This is a genomic window from Hoeflea sp. TYP-13, from assembly GCF_040932035.1.
Taxonomy (GTDB): domain Bacteria; phylum Pseudomonadota; class Alphaproteobacteria; order Rhizobiales; family Rhizobiaceae; genus Hoeflea_A.
The window spans coordinates 413,204-424,260 of sequence record NZ_JBFRBB010000001.1 but is presented as its reverse complement, the minus strand read 5'-3'; the positions used below and the strand labels follow the sequence as shown (position 1 = coordinate 424,260).

Genomic DNA, 11,057 nt, shown 5'->3' with positions numbered 1-11,057 from the left:
GCAACGACAAACTCAGTTCCAAGTTAAAGTTGTATCGAGTTGCCGGCTAAATAACTTGCCATGAAAACCTTTATAAGCCTGACAAATCTGTCACTGTTGTTCATCACGTCACACGCGGCATCAAAAGTTTAAACGAAAATATTTGATACTGGATCCGTGCTCGCGACCGTTACCCGTTTCCCGGACGGCAGTATCATGGTCTACGATACTGGCCACTGGGATCACAACGCCAAGGTGTTTTCGGAGTTCCTGCAGTTCATAGGCGATTCCGACGTCGATTTGTTGATCGCTTCCCATTCGGATTCCGATCACATTGCGGCAACCGATGAGTTATTTAATGAATGCAGACAATCTCGAAGTGTCAGTCTATTGCCGTTCGCAGACATTGGTGTCAGTTTTGACCCGATCAAAACCACCAACCTCATCTGCCTCGCGTTGGGCCATACTGATTGCGTTTTTAACAGCGACTGGTCAAAGAGGCGTCCATCCCATTATCGAATACCGTCGTTTCTTCGAGGACGTCATCCCGTTCGGCGGGGAGGAGATGGGCCCGCTTTCTGTTTGTCCTTCATGTATTGCATCATCCACTCGCCGTCTTCTTTCGATTCGCGCCTTAGCTGCTCAAGTTCGGAGCGAGTCAGTATCTCGGGAACAGATGATGTATTTCGCTTCGGCTGCCCTGAGCGCTTACGGCGTGACACCGAACTCGGTTTAGACGGTATTCGTGAGCCTTTTCTTCAAACGTTCCACAAGGATTGGCTGAAGAGGCATCTCAGGAATACGGCCCGCATTGACCAGTGACAAACCGCGTATCGTATTTTGGGCGCGGTGCGCACCCACCGGAGTATTCGTCATCTGACCAACAAAAGGTACACTTTAGCCATTTCCCTCGGGCGAAAAAATCTAAGGAGGATCACAGGATGTTAGAAGAGCCTCCAGAGCGGCGTAACCTGTCAGACAAAGCGATAGCAGAATTGACATCTGCCTGGCAGGAATTTGATGAAGCATCGGCAGAAGCGCAGGCTCTGCTTTTAGGGAATGCAATCATGCAAACGCCGTCCCCACTTCAAAACCGTCTTCAGAAGGAATTTGGGCGGGAATTCGGACATTCCAGATCCGACCTGATTGCCATTGGCGGCCAATTCCTGGACTTCGCATTCTCGGATGTCGATGAAACGTTCGCGCAAGTCAAGTCCATTGTGGAAGGGATGCAGAGCGAGGCTGATCATATTGAAAATTCCGACCGAGAGCATCTGCAACGCGGAAGCAACTGGAAGCAGCCCGGATTGTCACCGGAAATCATGGAGTTGAACCTGGTTCCTCCAGAAGCATGGCATGCGTTCTTCATGACAATGATGCGTTCGCAACCGTCGGGAGGCTGGTTCTGGCGAAGCATTCTGCATGATTCCTTCGACTTGCTGTCTGCTGGTGACGAGCCTGAGTTGTTCCGGCGCCGAACGATCTACAGACACGGAAGACCTATCGACTTCGAATATTGCAAGCGTCTTTCGGTTCTGAAGGTCTACTTTCGTGCAGGAACCGGGGCCGGTGTAGATGCAAGCCGGCGGGAAGTGGCAAGCAGTCTTGGAGTGAGTTTCGACACGCTGAAAACCTGGTCGGATGCACTGAGAAAATCCGCCAAAGGCAAAAATGAAATGGAGTGCGCAAAACTCGCCGCTCGCTTCGGAGAAGAGTTCAAGAACAGGGCAGCGGATCAATTTGAAAATATCGACCAATTCGGCTCGTATGAAGGCATCTTCAATTTGAAACGGGCTGAATCCTTATATTGGCAACTGTCTGATATTTCTCTCGAAACGCTAAAGGGATGGCTCTTACGATCACGCTCCAAGACCAAACCATCCGGAAAAAGGTGAAAACTTAGGCCAGATTCTCACCGCGACTTCTCTGACGACGTCTGCGATTCCTCTCTTGCTCCAAAAATGGATGCAGATACCCAGAGAGGATTGAAAATGCTTAATGATGAAGTCCTTTATTTGAATGCGCAGCAGGCCAGCAGTCTGCTCGGCATCGCTATCAGCACGCTGGCGAAGTGGCGGCTTTCCGGCACCGGCCCTGAATATGCGAAGCTCGGGCGCCGGATCATCTACCGGCGCGTCGACATTGATGCCTGGCTGGCCCGCAACAGCTTTCGTTCCACATCGGAATATGACCGCAAGTCATCCGGAGATGCAGAATGAGCAAGATCAATTGCCACCGGTCACGCTCTCGGAAATCAAGCCCACCAAACGAGGAACTCTTGGACCAGCTGTGCATCAGGCCCTTTCTCGGATGCAAGGCAGAGTTCAACGCCGTCGTTCTTGAGATGATCGTCCGGGCTTTAAAGACGCCGAAGCTGTGCAACACGGCCTATCGGCTCCTACCGGTCCTTGCTTCGATGATGAACTGCAGGACCGGACATTGCTATCCCGGTGTCTCGAAGCTGGCATCGGAACTTGGTGTTTCTCCGCAGGCAATTCGAAAAGCCTGCCGCGATCTCGAGGAAGCCGGCCTGATCCACGTAGATCTCAACTCGAGCAGCTTCAACACCAACTCGTATTACCTCGATTTTCGAAAGCTGGAGAAACGCGGTCCTTCTTTTCAGGAGAGCCAGAGCATATCCCAGGCACCCGTAACGGGCGTTTCTCCCGATCTCATAAAAGAAGTATTTGGCGAAACGAACGTTGCGCTCCTCTGTGATGACGATATCGACGCTCTTCATTTTGCCGAGGAGAGGAGCCGGTCCCGTGGTTGACTATCGTGCCATCGAAGAGGCTGACGCTGCTCTGAGGAAATCCGAGCGCGTGCTCCAGCACCATATGGGCGACGCACACGGCCTCGATGTATTAGAAAATTCCGGCAACCCAGGCGCCAGCAAATCGGGTAAAATAAAGAGCCGGTTCCTGAAGGCCCTTCCCTCAGCGGAGTTCATTCGGGAAGCAACGTTTCTTCTGGAGTCTGCCTTAGCTGAAAAGGCAAATGCGAAGATCATTCTCGCCTGTCTTCAACAACAGCTTTATCCACGCTCGAGATACAATTTCGACATCAGCAAAAGGGTGTTTTTGTCCGATATTCTCGATTTGCTTGAGGAAGAGAATGCGGTCTGCTGCCTTGCAGTCTACAGAGCCATTCGCAGCATAAGCCTGCGCGCCAGTTTCGTACCACCGGCCGGGCAAATCGTCGACGCGATACAGGGAGAGGAAGCGGGCCTCATTTCCATGCAAAGCGGTCTTGCTCGTATTGCGCAGTATCTGTCTGAAGGGGCGCCGCGGTCCTGATGATCATGCAGAACGAAAGTCGGCTGTCGGCAAAAACCGTCTGCAAGCGCCGTCTGAGCGGAGCTCATCAATAGCTCAAGCGAAGACGGTGCTGTGGGCACAGTGTGAATATGGGATGTTCGATGAAGCAATGGCCTCAATCGGTAAGACGCAGGGTCTTATCGAATGTTGATAAATGTTAACATCAGGAACAAAAAAAAATGAAAATTGTAACACCCTGCCGGTTGCGCAACCGGAAGCTGTTTACTGTCGATGGATGTCTCGTTCAGCAATGCCCGTTTCTTGTGCTGCGCACCAACGCGTACAACCCAATCTGTGTCCATTGTCATGAAGGCGAGTGCAAGCAAATGCATGCAGTCGGTCTCGACATTGAGGGCAACCCGCTTCCTGAGGAACAGCGTCCCGAATGCAGGGCGAAAACCAAGGCCGGTGGTCCATGCACCAAACACGTGATTCCAGGTAAACGACGCTGTGCCAACCATGGCGGTCTGTCGACCGGTCCGAAAACGCAGTCTGGCCGCGACCGGATCCGCGCTGCGCAAAAACGGCGTTGGGCGAAGGGGAAGGGCAAAGAGACTGATACTGATTGATCGGCTGCATTTGCTGAGCCAACGGAGGCGGTCTAAACTCACATCGGACTACAGATGCAAAATTTAACTGAAACTATACGCTGATCACCCGCCCAATCTCGGAACTGAAGCCGTTCTGGAATGGGTTGTAATTTGAAATTTTCAACCAATTGATGTCAAAGTAGCGATCAATTGAGATCGAAAGATTGAATCCCGCCGGAAAGAGGTTTTGTGTTTTTGGTTGGACGAAGGTGAAGGGAATTTCACGAGTTGGACAAAAAAGACAAACTTCAGCTGAGTGAAACGGACATTTGCGACCTATTCATTTCCCCAGCTATCAAGTCTGCCAACTGGGATCCGCTTACCCAAATCCGGCGCGAAGTCACACTGACTCCCGGGCCCGTCGTCGTTCGCGGAAACCTGTCTTCACGGAACAAAAAAAAGAAAAAATTTGCAGATTACGTTCTTTCTTGGAAGCCCTCCCTGCCGGTAGCGATTGTGGAAGCAAAAGAAAACAGTTTTTCGGTTTCACATGGTCTGCAACAGGCGCTTGGATATGCAGAAATTCTCGATCTGCCTTCCGCCTTCAGTTCGAACGGCGATGCATTTGCTTCACATAACAAGGTAGCGCGCTCGGGAGAGGACATTGAAACCGAATTTGCGCTCGGTGATTTTCCGTCACCTGAAGAATTGTGGCGCCGATATCGCGCCTTTCACAATATTGAAGATAGCGATGATACGGCGCTTGTAGAGCAGCCCTACCATGTCGACAGTTACGGCAAGGAACCTCGCTATTACCAGATAGATGCCATCAATCGGACCATTGAAGCCATTGCAAAGGGTCAAAACCGAATACTGCTGGTTATGGCCACTGGTACAGGAAAGACCTACACGACGTTTCAGATCATTTGGAGGCTCTGGAAAGCCGGCGAGGTCAAACGCGTTCTGTTTCTGGCGGATAGGAATATTCTCGTGGATCAAACACTGGTCAATGACTTCAAGCCGTTTGGCGCGGTCATGACAAAGGTTAAAAACCGGAAGGTCGATCCCGCTTACGAAATCCATCTCGCACTCTATCAGGCTATGACCGGTCCAGATGAATCGGACAAAATCTTCAAATCTGTTTCGCGGGACTTCTTTGATTTGATTGTCGTTGACGAATGCCATCGCGGCAGCGCCGCTGAGGACTCGGCCTGGCGGGAAATCCTCGAGTATTTCGACAGTGCGATCCAAATCGGAATGACCGCTACCCCGAAAGAAACCGAGTATGTTTCCAACATCACCTATTTTAGTGAACCGGTTTATACATACACTTTGAAGGAAGGCATCGAGGACGGCTTTCTAGCCCCGTACAAGGTCATCCGTATTGATATTGATCGGGACATTGATGGATGGACGCCGCCTGAAGGCATGACTGACGATCTCGGCTATGCAGTCGAGAGGCGGGAATACAACCAGCAGGACATGGACAGGATTCTCATCCTGAATCAGCGGACAAAACTTGTTGCCGAACGGGTGATGAAACTGCTTCGGGCGACAGATCCCATGTCAAAGACGATCATCTTCTGTGAGGATATCGACCACGCGGAGCGCATGCGCCGGGCCATTGTGAATGCCGCCGGCGATCTCGCCCGCGACAATTCGAAATATGTGATGCGTATCACGGGAGACAGCGCAGAAGGCAAAGCCGAACTGGATCGCTTCATTGATCCGGAAGAACCCTACCCCGTCATCGCAACAACGTCACAGCTTCTCTCAACCGGCGTCGATGCCAAGACCTGCAAACTGATCGTTTTGGACAGAACGATCAATTCGATGACCATGTTCAAGCAGATTATCGGCCGCGGCACCCGGATCGATGAAGACAATAACAAGTACTTCTTCACAATCATGGATTTCAAGAAGGCCACCAAACTGTTCCGTGATCCGGATTTCGACGGAGAGCCCGTTATCATCTACGAGCCCGATGATGACGATGATCCGGTCCCGCCGGACCCTGACCCGAATGACGACAACGGATTTGATGAGGACGGAGACCAATACGATTCCGGTGTGAAAAAAATCCGCATCAGCGGCGTGGACGCAACAATAATTGCGGAACGCATCGAATATATTGGCCCTGACGGCCAGCTGATCACGGAGTCCTATCGCGAATTCGCCCGCAAGCGGATCAAGGAAGAATATCGTTCCCTCGATGAATTTATCCGGACATGGAATGCCAGCGACCGCAAACAGGCGATCATCGATGAGCTTGAAGAACGCGGCATTCTGCTTGCCAATCTCGCCGAGGAGGTGGGCCATGATATCGGGGACTTCGATCTCCTGTGCCATGTTGCCTATGACCAGCCGCCGCTGACCCGCCGCGAACGGGCAAACGGGGTGAAGAAGCGGAACTATTTTGCGAAGTATGGAGAACAGGCACGCGCCGTGCTTGAGGCGCTACTCGACAAATATGCCGATGAGGGCGTTTCGACCATCGAACAGGCAAAAGTCCTCAAGCTGAAACCGTTCAGTGATATCGGAACCCCCGTTGAGATCATCAATACTGTCTTTGGCGGCAAATCAGTTTATGAAAAGGCCATCCGCGAGCTGGAAGATCAAATTTACGGACAGGCCAATAACGAATGACGAATCTCACCGGGGTTATCAAATCCATTCAGGACATCATGCGCAAAGATGTGGGCGTCGATGGCGACGCTCAACGCATCAGCCAACTGGTCTGGATGATCTTTCTGAAGATCTTTGATGACCGGGAAGCCGAGCTGGAATTGATCGAGGACGATTTTATTTCTCCGATTCCTGAACATATGCGCTGGCGTCATTGGGCGGCAAATACGGAGGGTGACACCGGCGACGCTCTTCTCGATTTCATCAACATGCAGCTTTTCCCGAAGCTGAAGGATGGCCTGCCGACACAGGGGTCAGCGGGCAAGCGCGCCCAGGTGGTGCGTGGTGTTTTTGAAGACGCGATCAATTTCATGAAATCCGGCACGCTGATGCGGCAGGTGGTCAACAAGATCAACGAGATTGACTTCAACAGCACCGAAGACCGCCACACCTTTGGCGATATCTACGAGAAGATCCTGAAAGACCTGCAAAGCGCCGGCAATGCCGGTGAGTTTTACACGCCCCGCGCCATCACGCGACTCATCATCGACCAGCTCAATCCTCAACTTGACGAGATTGTTTTCGACCCTGCCTGCGGTACCGGTGGATTTCTTTCTTGCACCATCGACCACAAGCAGCAATTTGTTCAGACAAGCGAGGACCGTGAAACGCTCTCCCGGACAATCCGGGGGGTTGAGAAGAAGTCGCTGCCGTTCGATCTCTGCGTCACCAATATGATCCTGCACGGTGTCGACACTCCGACAGGTATTCGACATGACAACACACTGGCCAAGCCCTATCGCGACTATGGCGAAAGGGACCGCGTCCACGTCATTGCCACCAACCCGCCCTTCGGCGGCATGGAAGAGGACGGGATCGAGAATAATTTCCCCGCCCATTTGCGCACGCGAGAGACAGCCGATCTGTTCATGGCGCTGATCATTAAGCTGTTGCGGACCAATGGCCGCGCAGGCGTCGTTCTGCCGGACGGCTTCCTGTTCGGTGAGGGCGTAAAGTCGAAGATCAAGAAGGACCTGATCGAGGCCTGCAATCTTCACACGATTGTTCGCCTGCCAGGCGGCGTTTTCAATCCCTATACGGGTATCAAGACCAACATACTCTTTTTCACAAAGGGACAACCGACAAAAGACATCTGGTTCTGGGAGCAGCCCTACCCGGAAGGGGTCGTGAACTACAGCAAGGGCCGCCCGATGCAGTTTGCGGAATTTGATGCCCTTCGCAACTGGTGGGGCGATGAGGCGGCGAAGTTCCGTTCACGGCAGGAAAATCAGCATGCCTGGAAGGTAACAGCAGAGCAAGTTGCCGAACGCAGCTACAACCTTGATGAAAAGAACCCGTATGTGGCCGAAGCAGAAAGCCACGACCCGAACGAACTGCTCGCTGCCTATGCAGAGAGTCAGCGCGAGGTGCAGGCACTGCGCGACCAGCTCAAGACAATCCTGTCCGAAGCGCTGGGGCGCAAGGCATGAGCGATCCGGCAACACTCCTCGTCGATCACCTTGATATCTGGACCGGCGCGGTCGAACGCAAGAACGGCGCCGGACGCGGTAATGGTGGCAAGCTCTCTCTTTGCGGCATCGAAAAGCTCCGCAGCTTGATTTTTGACCTTGCCGTGCGTGGTAAACTTGTACCTCAGGATATGAAGGATGAGCCCTCTTCATCGGTCCTTTCAAAGATCGAGGCCGCAGCAAAGAAACTATCAGCGGAAAAGAAGATTAGAGGGTCGATAGTGTGTCGCCCGTTATCACGCAAATACCATTGGTACCATGTTCCACAAAACTGGGAGTGGATTGCCCTTGGTAGTTGCACAAACTACGGATTTTCTGAAAAGACAAACGGTAATGGACTGCCCCCTGATACTTGGGTTCTGGAATTGGAAGACATAGAGAAACGGACTTCTCGCTTAATCCAAAAGCTTCGATTCGAGGAGAGGACGTTTCGAAGTTCGAAAAGCTGCTTCCAATCCGGTGACGTTGTTTATGGGAAACTTCGGCCGTATCTCGACAAGGTGATCGTTGCTGATGAGGATGGGGTTTGTACCACTGAGATGATCCCAATCCGAGGTCACTATGGTATCGACCCACACTACTTGAGGATCTACTTAAAATCGCCTCATTTTGTAGAATTCGCATCATCATCCGTGCATGGGATGAACTTACCTCGACTGGGTACCAACCGCGCTCGAGAGGCACCCTTCCCAATTCCACCGCTTGCTGAGCAGAAGCGGATTGTGGCAAAGGTGGATGAGCTGTTGGCTCTGGTGGATGCGCTGGAGGCCGGCACCCATGAGGCCATGGCTGCCCACGACACGCTTGTCCTCGAACTCCTCGCCACCCTCGTGAACAGCGAGGACGCCGACGAACTAGCCGAAAACTGGTCCCGCATAGAGGCCCACTTCGACACCCTCTTTACCACCGATGCCAGCATCGAATCCATGAAGCAGACGATTCTCGAACTGGCAGTAAGAGGTAAGCTAATTAAGCATGAGCCAGACCCACATGAGAAAGCATTGGACCTGCTTGGACAGATTGCTACGCGACGAGACGAATTGATCCGAATGGGAATTATCCGCCGCGATCGCGTTAAACCGTATCCAACGGCATCGCCTCCATTCACGATCCCGCAGCATTGGCACTGGGCCAGGATTGGCGAGATAGCTTTGTTCACCCAATACGGGACCTCTCAAAAAGCTTTTGAAGGCACGGAGGGAATTCCCGTGCTTGCAATGGGGAATATTCAATCTGGCGCAGTGGATACATTATCCGAAAAACGTATTCCCGATAATTCTCCAGAGTTGCCAGATCTCTTCCTTCAACCAGGCGACCTACTTTACAACCGAACGAATAGCTATGAATTGGTTGGAAAGACGGGACTGTTTCAAGGCGCCGCAGATAGTTTTACGTTCGCGTCCTACCTTATACGGATCAAACTTCATCCAGAATCTACACTCCCCGAGTTTGTTAATATGGTCATGAATTCGAGCTTCTTTCGGTCAACCCAAGTGGAGCCGAAAATAACCAAGCAAACTGGGCAGGCCAACGTGAACGGCACTTCAATGCGCAGTATGCTCGTTCCATTGCCACCCCACAATGAACAACAACAAATAGTTGAGCGATATAAAGAGTTTTTGCATGTTCTGGAGGGACTTCGAAACAGAATTATATATTCGAATCAACTGTCTATACGATTGGCGGATGAATTGACAGCTGGGCAGAACTGATGCGCCTCCGCTCCGTCTCAATCAACTGCTACAAGAACCTCCGCGACTTCTCGCTCGACTTCAGTGGCGAGGAATTTATCGACATCTTTGTTGGCAAGAACGGCTCAGGCAAATCCAACTTTCTCGAAGCCCTGATCGAGATTTTCGACCATATTTACACCTTCAAGGCGGAAAATTCGGGCCCGGATTTTGACTACTCGATCAGCTGGGACATCCGCGGCGCGGAAACGCGGCTCGAATGGAAGGGCGAAGTACTTTCGATCAATATCGCCGGCAAGGCGTACAAGACACTCCGAAAAGTGCCGCTCCCTGCTAACATCATCGTCTACTATTCCGGTCAGAACGATACTGTCTCGGACCTCATCCGGCGCTATCGCGACAGCTATCGCCGCACCGTACGCAAGGCTAATGTGGCTGACATTCCCCGCTTCATCGGCATTGGCCCCGACTACAAGGCGATGCTGCTCGCCCTCATGCTGATGATGCCGGAGCACACACGCGCGCGGCAGTTTCTTTATACCAAGCTCGGGATAGAAGGCGTCGGCAGCAAGACCGCGCTCAAGCTACGCCGCCCCGGAAAAGGGATCGTCCATCAATCGCGCGCCTATGATCCGTTTGAGGATGATCAGCTCTTCTGGGGTGTTCAAGGCGTCGCGCGACGCTTCCTCGACCGGCTGATGGGTTGCATCACGGGCGACTTCACACCCGGTTCGCTCTATGCCCGCGACACCGATACTTATCAGCTGAATATCGATGTAGCGAAGTTCCGTGAGACATTCGTCGACACGCCGCCGGATGAGGTCTTCTGCCAGTTCAATGCGTTGCACGCCCTCGGGATGATCGAAGATGTGTCGATTCCTGTTCGGCTTGGCCATGCAGTGGAAGTCACATCACGTGCTTTCAGCGATGGGCAATTCCAATCGATCTACCTGTTCGCGATTTCGGAGCTTTTCAAGAACCGCGAATGCGTCACACTGCTCGATGAGCCCGACGCGTTCCTGCACCCGGAATGGCAGTACGACTTTCTCTCTCAGGTGCAGCAAATTTCCGAGGAGGCAGCAAAGTCCAACCACATCCTGATGAGCAGCCACAGTGCTTCAACCGTTGCATCGAAGGTCAAAACTCGCCTGCGCACCTTCGAGATTAATGGTCAATTTGTAGCTCCAGCGGAATTGGAGAAACCCGAAATCATCAACTCACTCTCCGCTGGGCTGATCAGCTTTTCCGAGCAGGAAGCTTTGTTGAATATTGAACAGATTGTTGGCGCGAGTACACGGCCGATTGTATTTACTGAAGGTGTGTCCGACGTGGCCATATTGAAAACCGCTTGGGAAAGGCTCTATCTGTGAGCTTCAAATAGGTTGT

General features: G+C 52.2%; 10 protein-coding genes. All 10 read left to right on the top strand.

Features of this window, described 5'->3' with window-relative positions; translation table 11 throughout:
* The first annotated feature begins 156 nt into the window (after positions 1–156).
* The 10 genes from ABVT35_RS01965 (at position 157) to ABVT35_RS01920 (ending at position 11,041) form a co-directional block, all read left to right on the top strand.
* A complete protein-coding gene (locus tag ABVT35_RS01965) occupies positions 157–801 on the top strand; it encodes an MBL fold metallo-hydrolase (RefSeq protein WP_368464567.1) in 645 nt (214 codons plus the stop codon).
* A gap of 119 nt (positions 802–920) precedes the next feature.
* The gene (locus tag ABVT35_RS01960; RefSeq protein WP_368464565.1) at positions 921–1,874 is read left to right on the top strand and encodes a hypothetical protein; all 954 of its coding nucleotides are present in this window, start codon (positions 921–923) and stop codon (positions 1,872–1,874) included.
* 96 nt (positions 1,875–1,970) lie between these two features.
* Positions 1,971–2,198 carry a helix-turn-helix transcriptional regulator gene (locus ABVT35_RS01955; protein WP_368464563.1) on the top strand — a complete coding sequence of 76 codons (228 nt, stop codon included), beginning with the start codon at positions 1,971–1,973 and terminating at the stop codon, positions 2,196–2,198.
* Positions 2,195–2,752, top strand: a complete 558-nt coding sequence (locus tag ABVT35_RS01950; protein WP_368464561.1) for a helix-turn-helix domain-containing protein — start codon at positions 2,195–2,197, stop codon at positions 2,750–2,752. The genes ABVT35_RS01955 and ABVT35_RS01950 overlap by 4 nt, the downstream gene beginning before the upstream one ends.
* Complete coding sequence (locus ABVT35_RS01945) at positions 2,745–3,275, top strand: hypothetical protein (RefSeq protein WP_368464559.1); 531 nt, start codon at positions 2,745–2,747, stop codon at positions 3,273–3,275. The genes ABVT35_RS01950 and ABVT35_RS01945 overlap by 8 nt, the downstream gene beginning before the upstream one ends.
* A 200-nt stretch (positions 3,276–3,475) precedes the next feature.
* On the top strand, positions 3,476–3,865 hold the full coding sequence (locus tag ABVT35_RS01940; protein WP_368464558.1) for an HGGxSTG domain-containing protein: 390 nt from the start codon (positions 3,476–3,478) through the stop codon (positions 3,863–3,865).
* Between the two features lie 249 nt (positions 3,866–4,114).
* On the top strand, positions 4,115–6,472 hold the full coding sequence (gene hsdR, locus ABVT35_RS01935) for an EcoAI/FtnUII family type I restriction enzme subunit R (RefSeq protein ID WP_368464556.1): 2,358 nt from the start codon (positions 4,115–4,117) through the stop codon (positions 6,470–6,472).
* A complete protein-coding gene (locus ABVT35_RS01930) occupies positions 6,469–7,941 on the top strand; it encodes an N-6 DNA methylase (RefSeq protein WP_368464554.1) in 1,473 nt (490 codons plus the stop codon). Before hsdR ends, ABVT35_RS01930 begins: the two co-directional genes overlap by 4 nt.
* The gene (locus ABVT35_RS01925) at positions 7,938–9,692 is read left to right on the top strand and encodes a restriction endonuclease subunit S (protein ID WP_368464552.1); all 1,755 of its coding nucleotides are present in this window, start codon (positions 7,938–7,940) and stop codon (positions 9,690–9,692) included. Before ABVT35_RS01930 ends, ABVT35_RS01925 begins: the two co-directional genes overlap by 4 nt.
* On the top strand, positions 9,692–11,041 hold the full coding sequence (locus ABVT35_RS01920; RefSeq protein WP_368464550.1) for an AAA family ATPase: 1,350 nt from the start codon (positions 9,692–9,694) through the stop codon (positions 11,039–11,041). The genes ABVT35_RS01925 and ABVT35_RS01920 overlap by 1 nt, the downstream gene beginning before the upstream one ends.
* Positions 11,042–11,057 lie beyond the last annotated feature (16 nt).

Excerpts from the sequence above, each read along its gene's own strand:
- ABVT35_RS01960 (WP_368464565.1), top strand. The coding sequence starts at position 921 with ATGTTAGAAGAGCCTCCAGAGCGGCGTAACCTGTCAGACAAAGCGATA.
- ABVT35_RS01955 (WP_368464563.1), top strand. The coding sequence starts at position 1,971 with ATGCTTAATGATGAAGTCCTTTATTTGAATGCGCAGCAGGCCAGCAGT.
- ABVT35_RS01950 (WP_368464561.1), top strand. The coding sequence starts at position 2,195 with ATGAGCAAGATCAATTGCCACCGGTCACGCTCTCGGAAATCAAGCCCA.
- ABVT35_RS01940 (WP_368464558.1), top strand. The coding sequence starts at position 3,476 with ATGAAAATTGTAACACCCTGCCGGTTGCGCAACCGGAAGCTGTTTACT.
- ABVT35_RS01930 (WP_368464554.1), top strand. The coding sequence starts at position 6,469 with ATGACGAATCTCACCGGGGTTATCAAATCCATTCAGGACATCATGCGC.
- ABVT35_RS01925 (WP_368464552.1), top strand. The coding sequence starts at position 7,938 with ATGAGCGATCCGGCAACACTCCTCGTCGATCACCTTGATATCTGGACC.
- ABVT35_RS01920 (WP_368464550.1), top strand. The coding sequence starts at position 9,692 with ATGCGCCTCCGCTCCGTCTCAATCAACTGCTACAAGAACCTCCGCGAC.